Origin of the sequence: Novosphingobium sp. (assembly GCF_031424035.1) — a bacterium.
Taxonomy (GTDB): domain Bacteria; phylum Pseudomonadota; class Alphaproteobacteria; order Sphingomonadales; family Sphingomonadaceae; genus Novosphingobium.
On sequence record NZ_JANPGP010000080.1, the window covers coordinates 1 to 18,171 of the forward strand.

The 18,171-nt window shown below is 63.7% G+C and carries 19 protein-coding genes and 1 tRNA gene; 13 read left to right on the forward strand and 7 right to left on the reverse strand.

Features of this window, described 5'->3' with window-relative positions:
* Positions 1–198 precede the first annotated feature (198 nt).
* From RMO89_RS11980 to RMO89_RS12005, 6 genes are all read left to right on the forward strand, one after another.
* Positions 199–1,938 (forward strand): DEAD/DEAH box helicase, encoded by a 1,740-nt coding sequence (locus RMO89_RS11980; protein ID WP_310533342.1) that lies wholly within the window; start codon positions 199–201, stop codon positions 1,936–1,938.
* Between the two features lie 143 nt (positions 1,939–2,081).
* Positions 2,082–2,960, forward strand: coding sequence for an SDR family NAD(P)-dependent oxidoreductase (locus RMO89_RS11985; RefSeq protein ID WP_310533344.1), 879 nt, complete (start codon positions 2,082–2,084; stop codon positions 2,958–2,960).
* Positions 2,961–2,964: 4 nt separating this feature from the next.
* On the forward strand, positions 2,965–3,516 hold the full coding sequence (locus RMO89_RS11990; protein ID WP_310533346.1) for a nuclear transport factor 2 family protein: 552 nt from the start codon (positions 2,965–2,967) through the stop codon (positions 3,514–3,516).
* Between the two features lie 17 nt (positions 3,517–3,533).
* Positions 3,534–4,469, forward strand: a complete 936-nt coding sequence (locus RMO89_RS11995) for an XdhC family protein (RefSeq protein ID WP_310533347.1) — start codon at positions 3,534–3,536, stop codon at positions 4,467–4,469.
* Between the two features lie 48 nt (positions 4,470–4,517).
* Positions 4,518–4,955: a type II 3-dehydroquinate dehydratase gene (locus RMO89_RS12000; protein WP_310533348.1), complete on the forward strand. Its 438-nt coding sequence runs from the start codon at positions 4,518–4,520 to the stop codon at positions 4,953–4,955.
* Positions 4,956–4,961: 6 nt separating this feature from the next.
* Positions 4,962–5,174, forward strand: coding sequence for a DUF4287 domain-containing protein (locus tag RMO89_RS12005; RefSeq protein WP_310533350.1), 213 nt, complete (start codon positions 4,962–4,964; stop codon positions 5,172–5,174).
* Between the two features lie 6 nt (positions 5,175–5,180).
* Here the strand turns inward: RMO89_RS12005 and RMO89_RS12010 are convergent, their stop codons facing one another.
* From RMO89_RS12010 to RMO89_RS12020, 3 genes are read right to left on the reverse strand one after another with little or no spacing between them, the layout of a single operon-like run.
* On the reverse strand, positions 5,181–6,518 hold the full coding sequence (locus tag RMO89_RS12010) for a mannitol dehydrogenase family protein (protein ID WP_310533351.1): 1,338 nt from the start codon (positions 6,516–6,518) through the stop codon (positions 5,181–5,183).
* 35 nt (positions 6,519–6,553) lie between these two features.
* Positions 6,554–7,954, reverse strand: coding sequence for a glucuronate isomerase (gene uxaC, locus RMO89_RS12015; RefSeq protein ID WP_310533352.1), 1,401 nt, complete (start codon positions 7,952–7,954; stop codon positions 6,554–6,556).
* The gene (locus RMO89_RS12020) at positions 7,954–8,694 is read right to left on the reverse strand and encodes an FCD domain-containing protein (protein ID WP_310533354.1); all 741 of its coding nucleotides are present in this window, start codon (positions 8,692–8,694) and stop codon (positions 7,954–7,956) included. The genes uxaC and RMO89_RS12020 overlap by 1 nt, the downstream gene beginning before the upstream one ends.
* A 498-nt stretch (positions 8,695–9,192) precedes the next feature.
* Here RMO89_RS12020 and RMO89_RS12025 point away from each other — a divergent pair, with 498 nt between their 5' ends.
* Together RMO89_RS12025 and RMO89_RS12030 are read left to right on the forward strand one after the other, a co-directional pair.
* Positions 9,193–10,410 (forward strand): phospholipase D-like domain-containing protein, encoded by a 1,218-nt coding sequence (locus RMO89_RS12025; RefSeq protein WP_310533355.1) that lies wholly within the window; start codon positions 9,193–9,195, stop codon positions 10,408–10,410.
* 204 nt (positions 10,411–10,614) lie between these two features.
* Positions 10,615–10,779, forward strand: coding sequence for a hypothetical protein (locus RMO89_RS12030; protein WP_310533356.1), 165 nt, complete (start codon positions 10,615–10,617; stop codon positions 10,777–10,779).
* Here the strand turns inward: RMO89_RS12030 and RMO89_RS12035 are convergent.
* From RMO89_RS12035 to RMO89_RS12045, 3 genes are all read right to left on the reverse strand, one after another.
* Positions 10,776–11,756 carry an integrase arm-type DNA-binding domain-containing protein gene (locus tag RMO89_RS12035; protein ID WP_310533357.1) on the reverse strand — a complete coding sequence of 327 codons (981 nt, stop codon included), beginning with the start codon at positions 11,754–11,756 and terminating at the stop codon, positions 10,776–10,778. The genes RMO89_RS12030 and RMO89_RS12035 overlap by 4 nt on opposite strands.
* A gap of 469 nt (positions 11,757–12,225) precedes the next feature.
* Positions 12,226–13,293, reverse strand: a complete 1,068-nt coding sequence (locus tag RMO89_RS12040; RefSeq protein WP_310533358.1) for a phage integrase central domain-containing protein — start codon at positions 13,291–13,293, stop codon at positions 12,226–12,228.
* A gap of 214 nt (positions 13,294–13,507) precedes the next feature.
* Positions 13,508–13,581 (reverse strand) — tRNA-Gly (locus RMO89_RS12045).
* 133 nt (positions 13,582–13,714) lie between these two features.
* Here RMO89_RS12045 and RMO89_RS12050 point away from each other — a divergent pair.
* Genes RMO89_RS12050 through RMO89_RS12065 form a run of 4 tightly spaced genes read left to right on the forward strand, consistent with a single transcriptional unit; the run spans position 13,715 to position 16,539 of the window.
* Complete coding sequence (locus tag RMO89_RS12050) at positions 13,715–14,350, forward strand: carboxymuconolactone decarboxylase family protein (RefSeq protein ID WP_310533359.1); 636 nt, start codon at positions 13,715–13,717, stop codon at positions 14,348–14,350.
* Entirely contained in the window at positions 14,347–14,961 is a 615-nt protein-coding gene (locus RMO89_RS12055) for a carboxymuconolactone decarboxylase family protein (protein ID WP_310533360.1), read from the forward strand. The genes RMO89_RS12050 and RMO89_RS12055 overlap by 4 nt, the downstream gene beginning before the upstream one ends.
* 47 nt (positions 14,962–15,008) lie before the next feature.
* Positions 15,009–15,782, forward strand: coding sequence for a cytochrome b/b6 domain-containing protein (locus RMO89_RS12060; protein WP_310533365.1), 774 nt, complete (start codon positions 15,009–15,011; stop codon positions 15,780–15,782).
* Positions 15,775–16,539, forward strand: a complete 765-nt coding sequence (locus RMO89_RS12065) for a molybdopterin-dependent oxidoreductase (protein WP_310533361.1) — start codon at positions 15,775–15,777, stop codon at positions 16,537–16,539. Before RMO89_RS12060 ends, RMO89_RS12065 begins: the two co-directional genes overlap by 8 nt.
* 16 nt (positions 16,540–16,555) lie before the next feature.
* Here the strand turns inward: RMO89_RS12065 and RMO89_RS12070 are convergent, their stop codons facing one another.
* Positions 16,556–17,197, reverse strand: coding sequence for a TetR/AcrR family transcriptional regulator (locus RMO89_RS12070; RefSeq protein WP_310533362.1), 642 nt, complete (start codon positions 17,195–17,197; stop codon positions 16,556–16,558).
* Positions 17,198–17,361: 164 nt separating this feature from the next.
* On the opposite strand from RMO89_RS12070, the gene RMO89_RS12075 reads away from it, so the two are divergent.
* Positions 17,362–18,171 (forward strand): TonB-dependent receptor plug domain-containing protein (locus RMO89_RS12075; protein WP_310533363.1); only part of this gene is annotated, 810 nt, incomplete at its 3' end.

An 18,171-nucleotide genomic window follows, 5' to 3' on the forward strand; every position in this document is an offset into this window, starting at 1 on the left:
CAGCAATCGGCGCGCGGGTCCTCCCCGGCGCGGTCCCGGCAGCGTGAGGTTCGCGTTTTCATCGCTGAACCTGCCCGGACCTTCGATAGCCGAAATCGCTGGAAGCTTCCTTTTTCACGCAGGGTCGCATCGAAACGAACCCTCGCTTCGCATGCACGGCACCCGTGCGTGCGCCAAGCTCCATATTGAAAGAATACCATGTCCTATTTTTCTGACCTTGGCCTTGCCGAGCCCTTGCTCCGTGCGCTTGAAACCAAGGGCTATTCCGATCCCACGCCGATCCAGAAGCAGGCTATTCCCGCCCTGCTCGAAGGCCGTGACCTCCTTGGCATCGCACAGACCGGCACCGGCAAGACCGCTGCCTTCTCGCTCCCCTCGCTTCACCGCCTGGCCGCCAATCCCAAGCCGCGCAGCCCGGCTTCGTGCCGGATGCTGGTACTTTCGCCGACCCGCGAACTCGCTGCCCAGATTGCCGAGAACATGCGCGGCTATGCCAAGTACCTCAACCTTTCGGTGCAGTGCGTGTTTGGCGGCATCCCCGTCGGCAAGCAGAGCCGCGCACTGGTTGCCGGCTGTGACGTGCTGGTCGCCACGCCGGGCCGCCTGCTCGACCTGATCGATCAGCGCGCCCTGACGCTGCGCAATGTCGAGATCTTCGTGCTCGACGAAGCCGACCAGATGATGGACCTTGGCTTCATCGTGCCGCTGAAGCGCGTTGCGGCGATGCTGCCCAAGGAGCGGCAGAGCCTGTTCTTCTCGGCCACCATGCCCAAGGCGATTGCCGATCTGGGCAAGCAGTTCATCAACAACCCGGTGCGCGTCGAAGTGACGCCGCAGGCGACCACGGCGGAACGCGTCGACCAGTTCGTCACCTTCATCAACCAGGCCGAAAAGCAGTCGCTGCTGACCCTCAAGCTGCGTGCCGGCCTCGCCGAGACGGAAGGCCAGCAGAAGATCGACCGCGCGCTGGTGTTCACCCGCACCAAGCACGGCGCTGACCGCGTGGTCCGCCACCTGCACTCGGCCGGTGTGACCGCTGCGGCGATCCACGGCAACAAGAGCCAGGCCCAGCGCACCGCCGCACTCAACGCTTTCCGGCAGGGGGCATGCCCGGTCCTCGTCGCCACCGACATTGCCGCGCGCGGCATCGACGTGACCGGCGTGAGCCACGTGTTCAACTATGAAATGCCCAACGTGGCCGAACAGTACGTCCACCGCATCGGCCGCACCGCGCGTGCCGGCGCCGATGGCGTGGCTGTCAGCTTCGTCGCTCCCGACGAGAAGCCGTACCTGCGCGACATCGAGAAGCTGACCCAGATCAAGCTGATGCCGATGCCGCTGCCGGACAACTTCATGGCCGAAGCCGCGCGTCTGCCGGCTCCTGCCAAGCGCACCGAACCTACCGATCCGAGCCCGCGTCAGGGCCGTGGCGGTGGTGGTCGCGGCATTGGCGGCGGTGGCCGCTCTGGCGGTGGCCGCAGTGATGGTGGCCGTTCGGGTGGCGCCGGTCGTCCCGGCGGTGATCGCGATTCCGATCGCCAGCATCGCCGTGGCCGGGGCGAATCCGCTCCGCGTCCGGAAGGTCGCCGCGACGAAACCCGTGATGACCGTCGCGAGCGCCGTCCGGCCCAGGGTGGCGGCTCCAACTGGAGCCCCGCCAACTTCGGTCACGAAGGCGAAGGCCGCAGCGAACGTCCGCAGGGCGACCGTTCGGCACCGCGCAGTGACAACCGTGGTCCGCGTCCTGAAAACCGCGGTCCGCGCCCCGAAGCGCGCAGCGATGGCGAACGCCGTCCGGCCCGCCCGCAGGATGCCCCCCGCGTTCATCGCAGCCCCGATGGCAACCGCACCGGCGGCAACAACTCGGGCGGCCAGCGCCGTTCAGGCGGCGGCTTTGGCGGCGGCAACGTCGGCGGCCGGGGTGCTCCGCGCACCTGATCGCTTGCTCATCTGACAATCCGAACATCCCCTGCGGGCCGGCGGCATTCGTGCTTCCGGCCCGCAGCAGTATCGCCGGGGCGCACTCGACATGAGGCCTCGGCAAGCTAGAAACCGGCGAGGCTTCTGGCAGAGGATTTCGAATGGACGCTCCACTCGCAGGCAAGGTCGCGCTGGTCACCGGTGCCAGCCGCGGCATCGGCAAGGGCATCGCCCTCGTCCTCGCCGAACAGGGCGCGCGGGTCTATGTCACCGGGCGCACAGTGAACGAGGGTGACTACTACCTCCCCGGCACGGTCGGCTCCACGGCAGCCGAATGCGATGCGCGGGGCTTGCAGTGCGGAGGCAGCGGCGTTGCAGTTGCCTGCGACCACGGCGATGACGCGGCAGTGGCGGCCCTGTTCGAGCGGATCGCCCGCGACGAGGGCCGGCTCGACATCCTCGTCAACAACGCCTTTGCCCTGTCGGACGACCTGCTCGAACCCAAGGGTTTCTGGGAAAAACCACTTTCCAACCTGGAGATGTGGGACGTTGGCGTGAAGTCCAACTATGTCGCCGCCTGGCACGCCGCCAAGATCATGGCGCCGCAGGGCTCCGGCCTGATCGTGGCAATTTCCGGTTTCGCCGCAACGACTTACACCTATGGCGTCATCTTCGGCACGTCGAAAACCGCCGTCGGCCGCATGACCCGCGATATGGCAGTCGAACTTGCGCCTCATAATGTCGCCGCGCTGACGATGTGGCAGGGGCTGACCCTGACTGAGAAAGCCGTTGATAACATGGCGAAAATGGCCGAAAAGATGACCACATCGATCACCACGATGACGGGCTCCTCAGTCGAACATCCGGGCCGCGTCGTGGCCGCACTGGCCGCCGATCCCGAAATCATGAAGCGCTCCGGCGGCGAATTCATCACCACCGAACTGGCGATGGAATACGACCTGACCGACATTGACGGCAGCGTCATCCCCTCGGCCCGCGCCGCGCGCGGCGAGCCGATCTGGCAGCCGATAGGAGTCTGAAAACATGGACGAAGCCCGCCTCAAGCGCCTGGAATATGCCGCCGACCGCATCGAGATTTCGGACTGCCTGACCCGCTTTTCGCGCGGCATGGACCGCTTTGACCGCGAGCTTTACCTCTCCGCCTTCTGGGGCGATGCCGAAATGGCCGCCGGGCCTTACGTGGGCGATGTGGCGGGCTGCTGGGACTGGGCCGTGCCAATGCACGAGGCCGGGCAGATCGTCACGCACCACTCGCTGCTAAACCAGACGGTCGATATCGACGGCGATACCGCCCATTCGGAATGTTACTACATCTTCGTCGGCCGCAACCGCGATGAGACCCTGTGGATGGCCGGCGGGCGCTATATCGACCGGCTCGAGCGCAGGAACGGTGAATGGAAAATCGCGCTGCGCACCAACATCATCGAATGGGGCTGCCTGCCGCCGCCGATGCCGATCCCCTTCGCCGACGTGCCCGGGATCGAGAAAAACGGCGTCTCCAGCCGCAATACGGACGATCCGTCGTATCGCCGCCCCTTGGTGAATTTGCGCGAGCCCTTCAATCCGGCGGGATGACCGGCTAAGCCCGCCATATGGCGACACCACTCACCGTCCTGAGCTACCTGCAAAATGCCGCCGGGCGCGGTGAACGCACCGCGCTGATCGTGCTAACTGCAGTCGAAGGCGGCGCGGCGCGCGGCACCGGCACGCTGATGGGCGTGAGCGAGGCGGGGGATTGGTGCGGCTCGCTCTCGGGCGGCTGTACCGAAGCGGCAATTGCCGGCGAAGCACGCCGCGTGATCGCCGGCAGCAAGGCGGAGGTCCTCCGGATCGGCGCGGGCTCGCCGTTGATCGACATTCGCCTGCCCTGCGGCTCGGGGATCGACCTGCTGATTGTGCCGCAGCCGGATAGCGCCGCCATTGCCGAAGCAGTCGAAAGCCTTGATGTCCGCCAGCCGGCAATTCTCGCGGCCGGAACTGACGGCGCACTTGCGCTGCACGCAGCGGATGCAGAAGCCCGCACCGGATGGCATGACGCCACCTTCCACCTCCGCCTCGATCCGCCGCTTCGTCTGGTGATCGCCGGACACGGCGAGGAAGTCGAAGCCCTCGCCCGGCAGACTGGCGCTTGGGGGGCTTTGGTTGAAGTCATCACCCCGGACGAGCGCCTTGCCAGCCAGCCGAGAGCGACTCCGCTCAAGACCCCCACCTCGCCCGTGCCGCTCGATCTCGATCCGTGGACCGCGCTGGTGCTGCTGTTCCACGATCACGACTGGGAAGTCCCCCTCCTCGCCCGCGCGCTGCCGCAGGACAGCTTGTGGATCGGCGCAATGGGCAGCCGCGCCACGCATGCCCGTCGTCTCGTTGCTTTGGCCGAAGCTGGCGTGCCCGCTGATCAGGCAGCGGCCATCCACGGCCCCATCGGCCTGATCCCTTCGGCCCGCGATCCCGAAACGCTGGCACTGTCCGTGCTGGCTGAGGTTGTCGCGGCCTATGGCGCACGCCGTAGCTCGCAGGGATTCCCTTGAGCCGCCAATTGTCCTAAGGCCGCAGGGGCACAGGGAGTTTTCGAGAAGATGGCCGGCACGATCCTCGTCCTCAACGGACCCAACCTCAACCTGCTGGGCGAGCGCGAGCCAGAGATCTACGGCAGCACGACGCTCGCCGACATCGAGGCGCTATGCCGCAAGGCCGCCGGACCGACTGGCCACACCATAGATTTTCGCCAGACCAACCACGAAGGCGAAATGGTCGAGTGGCTCCAGCAGCACCGCAAAGGGGTGGCCGGCATGGTCATCAACCCCGCCGCCTTTTCCTATGCCGCCTATCCGATCCTCGATGCGCTCAAGATGGTCGAATGCCCCGTGGTAGAAGTGCACATATCAAACGTGCACCGGCGCGAGGAGGAATGGCGCAAGAACACGATCATGACCGCCGCGGTGACGGGGATCATTTCGGGTCTCGGCGCCGAGGGCTATGCCGCCGCCGTCCGCTACATCGCCGCTCAGGGGTAAGGCATCATGGGCGAAGAGAAGGTCAAGGGCCCAGCGTCCTATTTCCCTTCGATCGAGACGAAGTACGGCCGCCCGATTGCGGAATGGCAGGCAGTGGTGCGCGCCGCGCTGCCCGCAAAGCATATGGAATTGGTCGCCCTGCTCAAGGACCAGCACGGGATGGGGCACGGCCATGCCAACGCCATCGTTGCCCATACCCTTGCCGAGGATGCCGGCTAGGCGACTTCAGAGCCCTGCGTTGATCGCCGCCACATCGGCATCGCTGGGCCGCCATTCAGATGCCATTGCTCCGCCTTCGTCAAACAGCGCCATCACGCAATCCTCGCGCTCGGCCAGCCTGCCCAGTTCAGCCGCGCGCGGATCGTCAACCGGCCCGTTCGCACCGCGCAGGTGGCGGATCCAGCCGCTGATACCGGCAAGGATCGCGGGACATTCGCGGTCCGAGTGCTGATTGGCCGCCAGAGTTTCCAGCCAGCGCTGCGGGATCTTCTGACTGCCGTCCATGGCGATCTGGATCAGCCGGTGATTGAGCGCCGGATTGGCGAAGCGTTCGATCAGATCATCGGCATAGGCCGGCAAGTCTTGCCCCGGCTCTGCGGCAATCGTCGCCGCGGCTTCCTCGCGCATCAGCCGTTCGGCAAGCGCACGGATCGCCGGATCGCCGACCGCCTCGTGAACGAAAGTGTGGCCGTGAGCGAGGCCGACGTAAGCCAGCATCGAATGCGCGCCGTTGAGCATCCGCAGCTTGGCCGTCTCGTAGGGCCGGACATCCTCGACCAGTTGCGCGCCGACCTTATCCCAAGCCGGGCGCCCTCGCGCGAACTTGTCCTCGATCACCCACTGGCTGAACGGCTCGGTCATCACCGCCGCTTCATCGCGCAGGCCGTCGAGCGTTTCGGCAACCTCGTCGCGGTCCTGCGCTGTGGTGGCAGGCACGATACGATCGACCATTGTCGAGGGGCAGGTGCACTGCGCCTCGAACCAGTCCAGCAGCGCCGGATCGCGCAGCGCCAGGTATTCGCGCATCAGCCGCGCGAGCTGCTGGCCGTTGTCGGCCAGATTGTCGCAGCACATCAGCGTCAGGCCGGGCAGCCCTGCATCATGTCGGCGACGCAGACCAATGCCAAGGTAGTGATAAACGCTCTCGTCCCCTGCCAGCGCCGGGTCGAGGCTGCCGTCAGCGGCGCGGCAATAGCCCTTTTCAGTGATGGTGAAGCTGACAATCCGCGTGGTCTGAGCGGTGAGCGCGGCGATCACTGCGTCCGGCTCGTAAGGTGCAACCAGCACGTCCTTGACCACGCCGATGATGCGGGTTTTCACGCCATCGCCCGACCTTTCGGTGACGGTGTAGAGCCCCTCCTGCGGGGTCATCTGGTGCGCGACTTCACCTGATCGCAGCGAGACGCCGATAATGCCCCAGTCGCGGTCGCCCGCATCCATCGCGCGGTCGGTGTACCACGCCTGATGCGCGCGGTGGAAAGCGCCGATGCCGAAGTGCACGATGCCCATGGCTTGCGCGTCGCGGTCATAGTCGAACCATTCTGCATCGGCAGGGGGGAACATTTCTAACGAAAATCGCGACAATCGCAGGTGCTCGCTCACAGCTTGTAGGCCTGCTTCACCAGATTGTAGGTCAGGTCCTGCGCCAGTTCGGCAGCTTCCCAATCCTCGATGCGATGCTCGGCGACCAGTTCGGCGAGGAACCCGCAGTCAATCCGCCGCGCGACGTCATGCCGCGCCGGGATCGAGAGGAAGGCGCGGGTGTCGTCGTTGAAGCCGACCGTGTTGTAGAAGCCGGCAGTTTCAGTCGTCATGCGGCGGAAGCGGCGCATCCCCTCGGGGCTGTCATGGAACCACCACGCCGGGCCGAGCTTGAGGCACGGATAATGCCCGGCCAGCGGCGCGAGTTCGCGGGCGTAGCTGCTCTCATCCAGCGTGAAGAGGATGATCGACAGGCGCGGGTCGTTGCCGAAGCGGTCGAGCAGGGGTTTGAGCGCCTGCACATATTCGGTGCGGCTCGGCATGTCGGCGCCCTTGTCGCGGCCGAAGCGCGCGAAAACTGCCGCGTTGTGGTTGCGGAAGGCGCCGGGGTGGATCTGCATGACCAGCCCGTCGTCAATCGACATCCGCGCCATTTCGGTGAGCATCTGCGCGCGGAACAGTTCGGCATCTGCGGCGGTGAAGTCGCCGGCGCTGACCTTGCGGAACAGGGCTTCTGCCTCGAGTGCATTGAGATCAGCAGTCAGAGCGGTCGGGTGACCATGATCGGTACTGGTCGCGCCCATGGTCGCAAAAAACGCGCGGCGCTGACGGTGCGCGGCGAGGTAGCCCGACCAACTGAGGCAATCCTCGCCGGTCAGGCCGGACAGGGTGCCCAGGTTATCGCGGAAACCCTCGAACTCGGGATCGACCACCGGGTCCGGGCGATAGGCAGTGATGACCTTGCCCTGCCAGCCCGAGGCGCGGATCGCCGCGTGATGCTCAAGGCTGTCAAGCGGGCTTTCGGTGGTCGCGATGGTCTCGATATTGAACCGCTCGAACAGCGCGCGCGGGCGGAAGGCTTCGGTCGCCAGTACATCGGTGATCGTGTCAAAATAGAAATCCGATGTCTCGCCATCGAGCCGGTATTCGATGCCGAACGCCTCGGCAAATACCCAGTCGAGCCACATCCGCGACGGCGTCCCGCGGAACAGATGATAGCGTTCGGCAAACAGACGCCAGGCCGCACGGGGATCGACTTCACCGCCGCCCACGCCAAGGTCCTGCATCGCCACGCCCTGCGAATAGAGCATGCGGAAGACGTAATGATCGGGGACGAGCAGCAGGTCGGTGGCATTGCCGAAGTTCGCGTCGCTGGCCCACCACTGCGGATCGGTGTGGCCATGCGGGCTGACGATCGGCAGGCCCTTGACCGTGTCGTACAGCTCACGCGCGATGGCGCGGGTGGTGCTTTCGGCCGGCAGCAACCGGTCGGCGTGCAGTTCGAGCGGACGCGGCATCAGCCGGCCACCGTTCGCAGGCGGGTGCGGCGTTCTTCCTGCCCTTCCTCGCCTTCCGTGGCGAACAGCAGAGCTTCGAGCACTGAGGCGAGGTGCCCGCGCATGGCGGCACGCGCCGCTTCGGGATCGCGGGCGCGCAGGGCGCTGACCACAGCGGAATGCTCGTCAACCACCGGCATGATATTGGCAGACCGCGCCTTTTCATGCAGCAGCGCCGCCTCGGCCGAAGTCTCGCGCATGTCCCACAGCGAAATGATCGCGCCGAGCAAGGCCCCGTTGCGCGCAGCGCTGGCGATGGCGAGGTGGAAGGCCCGGTCCGCAGCTTCGGCCCCGGCGGCGTTGCGATCCGCGCGGGCGATGGCATCGACGTGGGCGGCGATCTCCTCGATCTCGGCATCGGTGGCGAGCGTTGCTGCCAGCGCCGCTGCCTCGGCCTCGATCAGCGCGCGGGCCTCGGTCAGTTCAAAGGCCGAAAGGTGCGATCCAGGGTGATCGTCCTCGCTCGGCAAGCGCACGACATAGGCACCCGAACCGATGCGCACATCGACGATTCCCTGCACTTCAAGCGCAATCACCGCCTCGCGCACAGTAGGGCGGCTGACTTCGTAGATAATCGCCAGTTCGCGTTCAGCCGGCAGGCGCGAACCGACCGGATACTTGCCCGCGATGATTTCGGCGAGGATGCGCCTGGCGAGGTGTTTATAGATCCGGTCATGAACCGGAGGTGCTGGGTTTTGCATGTCATGTTCCACTGGACTGACCAATGTGCGTTCAATGGCAGGCGCGCCCGGTTAAATCAATCGCTGCCACATGATGCTCACGGCGGCAGCGCTATCAACTGTTCGCATATCCGGAAAATTGGAGCGATGAAGGGAAGCCAAAAGTCGAAGTAGTCACTTGATTTGATTATGGTTTGTCATGCGTTAGCATGGCGATGGCCCCCAATATGGCCCCCTGCTCCGCTGGATGCCTGTGGAAATCATGAGATTATCAAAGACCGATCACAGGCTGGAATGCCTGATTTTGGGGACGATCTGCAGCGGCAGGCTTCACGAATTGCATAGGGAAGGCCGAAGCCGCCGATCGCGAACCTTTGTGTAAGCCAAGATACCTCATTTCGGCTAATCATCTAGCAAGGTCCCGCATCCCAAAGGCGATATTCGTCAAGTCATTCGATCGACTTCCAACGATATGGAATTTATGGTGTGTGGTGCCAATACAGATTATTGGAGGCTTGCGTGATTATTTCTAATGCGAATGGTGAAAGCCATGCAGGCGCGATCAAGTCTATTATTGATGGAGCCGATGAAATCGTCATAGCGGTTGCGTTCCTTAAGAGGGGCGGCGCTGACCACCTCGCCCCTATGTTAGAAGAGCGTCTCGCAGTTGGCGCGACAGTCGAGCTATTCGTTGGGACCGACTTCTTCCTGACCGAACCTGCTGCCTTGAAACGCCTACTTGAGGTGAAGAAGCGGTACTCGTCCTGTAGCGTGATGATTGCGGATAGGGCTCCGGCTACATTTCATCCAAAGGTTTACTGCTCCCGGCGCGGCGAAAACTGGCGCAGCCTTGTGGGATCTGCGAACCTGACGAAAGGCGCGCTTCAATCAAACGAGGAAATATCGCTGGTCATTGACCACGCAAATGACGATGCGGTGACAACGGCGCTGAATAAGACTTTCGATCGCTATCGGGCTTGGAAGCGGTTTCAGACGCTCGATCCGCTTTTGCTTCAGCAGTACACCTCCCAACATGGGATCGATAAGCGCGAGCGTGAGCGATACGAAAAAGCGCGCGACAAGGCGCTCCCCGACGGCTTCGACTTGCGTGTAATCCTCGACTGGCACCAGCGCTATCTTGCTGATCCTGCCACGAGCACGGCGCAGGCAGACAGGCGACGGAAACGTACACAAGCCCTCCGAGTGCAGCAATCAATTGCTGCGCTTGCCAGTCATACTGTTGACGCGGCCGCGCGGAAGGTGGCCAAAGACGGCCTTGGCGACCTCATGGGCAGCGCCGGGGGCAGGCATCTTTGGGGTTCTGGCAGCATCCACAGACAAGGGAGCAAGGCGCTCGAACACCCTGCCAAAGTAATTCGGCTCTTCGCTCTTGCGCGGGACGCCAGCCAACGCCCTCCGAGGGAGGGTTACGCAGAGATCAGACGTGCGGCGGAATCAATACCCGGCGTCGGCCTGAATATGGCGACCGAAATTTTGTGCACCTTCGCGCCGACGCAATACGCTGTCTATAACGGCAACACTGTTGGCGCCCTCGGGGCGCTTGGAATTGCGTCGCCCCAATATGCGCAGTTCCATGCTATTGGTCCAGGAAGTTACGAGCGGTTGTGCGAGACGATACAGGCGCTCGCTGGGCGCATCGGTGCCGCCGATCTCTCAGAAGCCGACGCGTTCTTGAATTGGATCTATTGGAAAAGGAAGGCTGAAAACAACGCGTAGTTGGAGCGTCCAGCGTTCCGTGCAGAGGGAGGCCCGAAGACCGGATGATCCGGAACTTCTCATAATGCGCGGAGGGGTTTCCCCAGCCAGCGCCGGTCCACCAGGCTGAATATGGTCGCAGAATGAAAATAGGTACGAATCGTACGGAATGCAGGCCAATGCTTGGCACTTTCCGAAATCGCTCCGGTCAGGCAATAGGTGATTGTGCAAGTCTTTATCCCCCGCAGGCTCCATTACGCCGTCGGCACTGAGTTTCGCGAGGTCAGGCATGAGGTGCTGCTCGAGCTGTCGGGCAACATCGTTCTGCTTGGCGAAGCGGGGGGTGGCAAGACGCGGCTGACCGAATGGCTAGGGGATGCTGAGGCCTAGCCCAGGCGGCGCAGCCCGGCGTTGATCGTGTTGTCGCTCATGGGGCGTCGGCGGGTGCGGACGGAGGGGAAGACATAGCCGCTTGGGCCGGTCAGCGAATGTGCGCTCTTCAGGATCGCAATGGCCTGGCGCGAGAGCGGGACGACATGTTCCTTGCGCATCTTGGTCTTGCTCGCCGGGATCGTCCACAGCGCCCCTTCCAGATCGATTTCCGACCATTCCGCATGCCGAAGTTCACCAGGTCGGACGAACACATGCGGCGCAAGCTGCATGGCGAATTTGGTGATCGGCTGCCCCTCGTAGCCATCGATTGACCTGAGCAGCTCGCCCACCCCTGCGGGGTCGATAACCGCCCCGTAATGCGTGACAGTGGGGCTTGTCAGCGCCCCCTTGAGGTCACGCGTTGGGTCGGACTTGAGGCGTGCCGTGGCGACCGCATAGCGGAACACAGAGCCTGCCAGCTGGAGCGTGCGCCGGGCGCTTTCGAGTTTGCCTTTGACTTCGATCCGACGAACCGCGACCAGCACATCAGCCGGCTCAATCTCGGCGATCGGCATGGTACCGATTGAACCGCACAGGATCGACAGAAGGTATTCGCAACGCTTGGCGGTGGCCGGTGCCCAGGCGCGTTGGCCGTCCCTCCTTCGCTTCTCGCAGAATTCGGCAGTGATCGCGGCAAATGTGTTTTCGGCCTCTATCTTCGACCTAATCTTTTCACGCTGCTTTTCGCGTGCCGGATCTTTGCCAAAGGTCATCGCCTCGCGGGCCTCATCGCGCCGCCTGCGAGCCTCGCCCAGACCGATTTCCGGGTAGGGACCAATCGCCAGTTTCTTCTCGCGACCATCGACCCGGTACTTGAACCGCCAGAGTTTTCCGCCAGTTGGCTGGACCAGAAGGAACAGGCCGTGGGAATCACCCATCTTGTAGGGCTTTGGCCCCGGCTTAGCATTGCGGACGGCGACGTCAGTAAGTGCCACGATTTCAATCCCTTCCATCCCAAGTGGCCCCCAGCCTGGGGGCCACTCGAATTGACCGAAACCCACTTGGCCCCCAAAATGGCCCCCAGATTCGCGAGATGTGGCGAGAAAATACGGGCGTAAGCGGGACAAATGCGTTGTGAAAACCCTAGGACTTCCAAGGTTTTGTAGCATTTTCGGGATGTTGTGGGAAGCGAGGGCTGGAGCGGTGAAGGGAACCGCAAAAATGCCAGTTTTTGGCTTATTTAGGCTATTTTTCACAGAGCCAAATCGGAACATACCCCCAATAATACCCCCAAATCAGCTGGCTAGCCCTGCATATTTTGCATCACGGCGACCACTTGCGCCACCAATGCTGGATCGACATTCGACGCCAACTTTCCAGCCGCGACTTTCGCTCCTCCCATGCTCCGGATCAATTCCGCCTGCCGGTGCGGTTCAACCGTTCCATAGCTTAAGAGCGTCGTCATTATCCGCTCGTGCCCCAAGTTTTGCGACCAAGCTTTGAACGCTTCGAAATTCGGGCAAACCCGTGCGCGGTCATTTCGTCGCTCGTATAGCCCAGCCGCCGCAATCCGGCATTTACGGTGTTTTCGCTCATGGGGCGGGTGCGAGTGCGGATAGAGGGAAATACAAAACCCTCTGGCCCGGTTGACGCCTGAACTTCCCGGAACAACGCAACGGCTTGCTGCGACAGTGGGATTTGGTGAGCCTTGCGCATCTTCATCTTGCCTGCCGGAATAATCCAGAGCGCGCCGTCCAAATCGAATTCAGACCATTCGGCATGGCGCAATTCGCCGGGGCGAACGAAAACATGGGGCGCAATCTGCAAAGCCAGCTTCGTGATGCCGGTGCCCTCATACCCATCAATTGCACGGAGCAATTGCCCAACCTTCCCTGCATCGGTGATCGCGCCGTAATGTGTAACGGTTGGGGCTGTCAGCGCGCCGCGTAGATCGCGGGTCGGGTCCGACGTCAGGCGAGCGGTTGCCACGGCGTAGCGAAACACTGCGCCAGCCAGTTGCAAGCTGCGCCGGGCGCTCTCCAGCTTGCCTTTGCCTTCAATCCGGCGAATGGCTGTCAGCACGTCAGCCGGTTCAATTTCGCCAATGGGCAATTTGCCGATTGAGGCGGTGACCAACCCCAACAGGTATTCGCTCCGCACTGCCGTGGCCGGTGCCCAGCCCTTTTGGCCGTCCCGCCTGCGCTTCTCGCAATACTCTTTGCAGATCGCCGCGAATGTGTCCGCCGCTTGAATGCGGGAGCGCACCTTGTCCCGCTGCTTTTCGCGGGCAGGGTCTTTGCCCAAGGCGATCAGTTCGCGCGCCTCTTCCCGACGCCTGCGAGCCTCGCCCAAACCAATTTCGGGATAGGCTCCCATGGCCAGCAGCTTTTCGCGCTTATCAATGCGGTATTTCAGCCGCCAGAGCTTTCCCCCCGCTGGTGTGACAAGCAGGAACATGCCCCCGCCGTCCGACAACTTGATTGCCTTCGCTCCGGGATTGGCATTGCGAATTGTGAAGTCGGTCAAAGCCATGGAATCGCCAGCCTCTCCGGGGGTCTATACCCCCAATATACCCCCTTTGATTAAAGGGGTGAGATGGCCGGTTTGCATATACTCCCCAATCATACCCCCAACGACGGACGACTGACTGTGGACGCAACTGGACGCAAGCGGCCTGATAACCGCTTAAATATCGCTGTTTTGTGTGGTTTGTCTAGCCATTCCCGAATGACGGTGAATGAGAAGGTGGAGCGGGTGAAGGGAATCGAACCCTCGTATTCAGCTTGGGAAGCTGCTGCTCTACCATTGAGCTACACCCGCGTGCCAGCGGCGGCGCTTTGGCACAGGGGGCGGGTTTGGGTCAACGCGCATCTTCCCGGCGATCAGTCCGCCGCCGGCTTGCGGCCTGAGCGCATACGCCTAGCCTGCTGCCAAACTGATTGGGAGCGGCAGGATGAGCGCGATTGAGCGTGGCGGGATTTCTTTCAATTTACAGGAGCGGCAGCGGCAAGTGGTGGGCGATGGCCCGCGGATTGCGGCGCTTACCGGCGATGCAGTCGACGCGGGCGCGCTGGGCCTGGTCAACGCGGTGCGCGCCGGGGCCGGGGCACAGCCGGTGACGCCGGACAAGATTCCAGATTACATGCGCACGATGATGAAGCACCCGGAAGTATTCGCGCGGCAGATGGAAATGGGGACGACGATCTTTGCCGGCCGCATTTCGCCGCGGGAGCGCGAACTGGCGATCTTGCGCATCGGCTGGCTGTGCCGCGCGCCTTACGAATGGGGCCAACATGTCGACATTGCCAAGCGCATGGGCGTGACGACCGAGGAGGTCGAACGGGTGACGCGCGGGTCGGCCGATCCCGCCTGGTCCTCGCATGACAATGCGATCCTGCGCGGGGTGGAGGAGCTGGTGGGCGACCATGCCATCGCTGATGACACATGGGAGGTACTCGCCCGGACATGGGACGAGGCGCAATTGATCGAGTTTCCGATGATGGTCGGGCAATATGTTGCCACCGCCTATGTCCAGAATTCGCTGCGCATCATGTTGGCCGAGGGAAATCCGGGGCTGAGCTACCGGTGAAAACGGCTGAGGACATTGCAGCTCGCGAGGCCGAGATCATTGGCGCGCCGATCCGCATTCCGCCGCTGCCGGATGACGAGCTGGGCAGCGAAGTGCGCGAACTCGTGCGACGCATCGGCAATACCCTGGGGCTGGAAGCGCCCGAGACGCTGACCACCTATTTCGCCGTTCTTGCCCGCCACCCGGACCTGTTCCGCCTGCAACTGGAAACCGGCATCTTCCTGTTCAGCGGCTCGGCCATCCCGCCGCGCGAACGCGAACTGGCGGTGCTGCGGACGGCCTGGCTTGCAGGAGCGCCCTATGAATGGGGTCAGCACGTGCTGATCGGGCGCGAAATGGGTTTTACCGAGGTGGATACTGACCGGGTCCGCGCCGGTCCGGAAGCCGACGGCTGGTCCTCGCACGAAGCGGCAATCCTGCGCGCGGTGGGCGAATTATTCGAACGGCAGATGATCAGCGACGCCACCTGGGCCGAACTGGCGCGGACATGGAACGAGGCGCAGCTTATCGAGCTGCCCTGTCTGGTCGGGCAATATCTGGGTGTCGCGATGTTGCAAAATACCTTGCGTATGCCGCTCGCGCGCGATGCGCGCGGATTTGCCGAGCGCTGATTTCGCGTCTAGCCTCAGACCCTGCGCCAAGGGAGCCGCGAATGGACATGCCTGAAGATCCCTCGCCCGTTTCAGCGCCTGCACCGGCACCAGCGCCGACATTGGTCAAGCGCCACCGACTGTCGACGCGGCTGTGGCACTGGATCAATGTCGCCACCGTCACGATCATGCTGATGAGCGGGCTGATGATCTCCAACGCGCACCCCCGGCTCTATTGGGGCCGCTTCGGCGCGAACCCCGACAAGGCCTGGCTGGAGCTGCCGCAATTCCCGGTGTGGATGACCATTCCATCGCATTACAGCCCGGCTGATGCGCGGCTCTGGCATCTGGCCTTTGCCTGGGTGTTCAGCGCAGCAATCGCAGGCTACCTCGCCTGGTCGGCGGTCAACGGCCACGTGTGGCGCGACTTGCGGCCCCGCCTGGGCGAGCTTTCACCCGCGCACTTGTGGCAGGATATCAAGGACCACGCCGCACTGCGCTTCCCCACCGGAGAGGCTGCCGCGCGCTACAACATTCTGCAGAAGCTGGCCTATTGCGGCGTCCTGATCGTGCTGCTGCCGGTGCTGGTACTGACCGGCATGGCCTTGTCGCCGGCGCTCGATGCCGCGTTTCATTGGCTGCCAGAGCTGTTCGGTGGGCGGCAATCGGCGCGCTCGGTTCATTTCCTCTGCGCTACTGGCATCGTGCTGTTCTTCATCGTTCACATCGCCATGGTCGTGCTCGCCGGGCCAGTGAACGAGGTGCGCTCGATGATCACCGGCTGGTTCCGCCTGCCGCCTGAACCTGCTGCGCCGCGAGCCAAGGAGCGCGCCCATGACTGACCAGTTCTCACGCCGCCGCCTGCTGTCAGCCGGTGCCCTCGGCACCGGCGGGCTGCTTCTGTCGGGTTGCGACCGCCTGTCGCAGCCGGGCCCGTTCCGATCGGTCCTCGAAGCCGCTGCCGATGCCCACTATGCCGTGCAGCGCGGGATTGCCGGGGGTGCGCTGGCAGCAGAATTCGCCGCCTCGCAGATGTCGCCGGTGTTCCGCGCCAACGGCAACACCAATGTGAAGGGCAATACCGAGTGGAGCGGCCATGCGGCGGACCAGTTCGCGCGCTGGGCGCTCAAGGTTGATGGGCTGGTGCTGCGCGCGCTCGACCTGCCGCTCGATGCCCTTCGCGCGATGCCGCAGCGCGCGCAGATCACCCGGCATGACTGCGTCGAAGGGTGGAGCGCAATCGGCAAGTGGCAGGGGCCACAGCTCGGGGCGATCCTCAAGATGGCGGGCCTGCTGCCCTCAGCGCGCTACATCGTGTTCCACTGCGCCGACTGCTTCGGCACGACGCCCTATTACGAATCGCTCGACCTGATCGAGGCGCACCATCCGCAGACGATTTTGGCCTGGGCGATGAACGACAAGCCGCTGCCCGTTGCCCACGGCGCGCCGATCCGCCTGCGTGCTGAACGTCAGCTGGGCTACAAGCACGCGAAATACGTGATGCGGATCGAGGCGCGGAGTTCGCTTGCCGGGCTATATGGCGGCAAGGGTGGTTATTGGGAGGACGCCCGCGGCTACCAGTGGTGGGCGGGGATTTGACTCGATCGGCGGCGGTTTAGCCGCGCGGACCCAGTCCATCGCGCAGAAGGCGCTCGGCCTCGGCGGCGACGTCCTCGGGGCTGCGCTCTTCGCCCCAGACGCCGAAGCGCAGGCCCAGAAACACGTTCATGCCCATGGTCGCCCAGGCGCGGACTTCGTTATCGCCAGGTGACATGGTGCCCGCCGCGACGCTTTCATCGAAGCGTGCGGCGATGCGCTTGGCGGTGCCCATGTAGTGTGCGCGGTACGCTTCCGGATCAGCGAATTCAGCCTCGTCGATGATCCGGTACAGTTCCTTGTGCTGGCGAGCGAAGCCGAGGAAGCCGGCCAGCGCCTCGCGCTCGCGCTGTACGCCTGAACTACCGGGGGTTACCGCCGCCGCGGCTGCCGCCGCAACTGACTGGCTCATATGCGTGACCAGCGCCGAGAAGATCGAATCCTTGGAATCGAAGTAGGTGTAGAAACTGCCGAGCGCGGTGCCGGCGCGGCGGGTGATGCCGCTGATCGAGGCTTCGTGGAAACCGCGCTCGCCGAATTCGGCAGCCGCGGCATCGAGCAGGCGGCGAAGCGTTTCGCGGCCGCGCGCGGTGCGCGGTTCCTTGCCGGGACTGGCAGCGCCGTTGCGCGATGGCAGGGCGGAATCCTTAGGCAAGGTCATTGTCTCCCCAGGCACGGCAACCGTTTGGCCTGCCTGTTGCTTCCGCGCAACGCATTAGGATGATTTCCACTCGCTGCCAATCAAAAGTTGAAAGGTGGTTCACCTTTCAATAAAGGGGCAACAATGGAGCGGCGCGAAGTGCGCCCTTTGGGAGAGAGATTCAGATGACCTTTGCGCGTCACACCGTTCGCATGGCCCTCGCCGCCACTGCCCTCACCTCGCTTACCGTACCGGCTTTCGCGCAGGACGCCGCCGCCGATGAGGCCGTGGACAGCGGCGAAGTCATCACCGTTACCGCCCGCCGCCGCGAGGAAACGCTGATCGACGTGCCGATCGCCATCACCGCCATTTCGGGCGAGCAGTTGGCCAACAGCGGCGCGACCGACATCACCGCGCTGGCCGATCTGGCCCCCAACGTCACGCTGGAACCGTCGCGCGGCACCAACTCCACGCTCACCGCCTTCATTCGCGGTGTCGGCCAGCAGGACCCCGTTGCCGGCTTCGAACAGGGCGTCGGCATCTATGTCGACGACGTTTACCTGAACCGTCCTCAGGCTGCCGTGCTCGACATCTATGACGTCCAGCGCATCGAAGTGCTGCGCGGTCCGCAGGGCACGCTTTATGGCCGCAACACGGTTGGCGGTGCGGTCAAGTATGTCACCCGCCGCATCGATGACGTGATGCACCTTTCGGCCCGCGCGACTTATGGGTCGTACAACCAGATGGACGGCGTGGTCTCGGCATCGGCCCCGATCGGCGACGGCACGATCCGCGTCGGCGGTGCGGTTGCGCGCCTCACCCGCGACGGCTTCGGCAAGAACCTGACGACCGGACTCGACAACTACGACAAGAACGTGACCGCCGCGCGCGGCACGATCGAGGTCCACGGCGACGGCATCTTCGCGCGGCTCGCGGGCGATATCACCCACGACAAGTCCAACCCGCGCGGCGGCCACCGGCTGATCGCGGGGCTG

What these genes read in the sequence shown, in the direction of transcription:
- RMO89_RS11980 (WP_310533342.1), top strand. Translation starts at nt 199, where the DNA reads ATGTCCTATTTTTCTGACCTTGGCCTTGCCGAGCCCTTGCTCCGTGCG.
- RMO89_RS11985 (WP_310533344.1), top strand. Translation starts at nt 2,082, where the DNA reads ATGGACGCTCCACTCGCAGGCAAGGTCGCGCTGGTCACCGGTGCCAGC.
- RMO89_RS11990 (WP_310533346.1), top strand. Translation starts at nt 2,965, where the DNA reads ATGGACGAAGCCCGCCTCAAGCGCCTGGAATATGCCGCCGACCGCATC.
- RMO89_RS11995 (WP_310533347.1), top strand. Translation starts at nt 3,534, where the DNA reads ATGGCGACACCACTCACCGTCCTGAGCTACCTGCAAAATGCCGCCGGG.
- RMO89_RS12000 (WP_310533348.1), top strand. Translation starts at nt 4,518, where the DNA reads ATGGCCGGCACGATCCTCGTCCTCAACGGACCCAACCTCAACCTGCTG.
- RMO89_RS12005 (WP_310533350.1), top strand. Translation starts at nt 4,962, where the DNA reads ATGGGCGAAGAGAAGGTCAAGGGCCCAGCGTCCTATTTCCCTTCGATC.
- RMO89_RS12010 (WP_310533351.1), bottom strand. Translation starts at nt 6,518, where the DNA reads ATGTTCCCCCCTGCCGATGCAGAATGGTTCGACTATGACCGCGACGCG.
- uxaC (WP_310533352.1), bottom strand. Translation starts at nt 7,954, where the DNA reads ATGCCGCGTCCGCTCGAACTGCACGCCGACCGGTTGCTGCCGGCCGAA.
- RMO89_RS12020 (WP_310533354.1), bottom strand. Translation starts at nt 8,694, where the DNA reads ATGCAAAACCCAGCACCTCCGGTTCATGACCGGATCTATAAACACCTC.
- RMO89_RS12040 (WP_310533358.1), bottom strand. Translation starts at nt 13,293, where the DNA reads ATGGCTTTGACCGACTTCACAATTCGCAATGCCAATCCCGGAGCGAAG.
- RMO89_RS12050 (WP_310533359.1), top strand. Translation starts at nt 13,715, where the DNA reads ATGAGCGCGATTGAGCGTGGCGGGATTTCTTTCAATTTACAGGAGCGG.
- RMO89_RS12060 (WP_310533365.1), top strand. Translation starts at nt 15,009, where the DNA reads ATGCCTGAAGATCCCTCGCCCGTTTCAGCGCCTGCACCGGCACCAGCG.
- RMO89_RS12065 (WP_310533361.1), top strand. Translation starts at nt 15,775, where the DNA reads ATGACTGACCAGTTCTCACGCCGCCGCCTGCTGTCAGCCGGTGCCCTC.
- RMO89_RS12070 (WP_310533362.1), bottom strand. Translation starts at nt 17,197, where the DNA reads ATGACCTTGCCTAAGGATTCCGCCCTGCCATCGCGCAACGGCGCTGCC.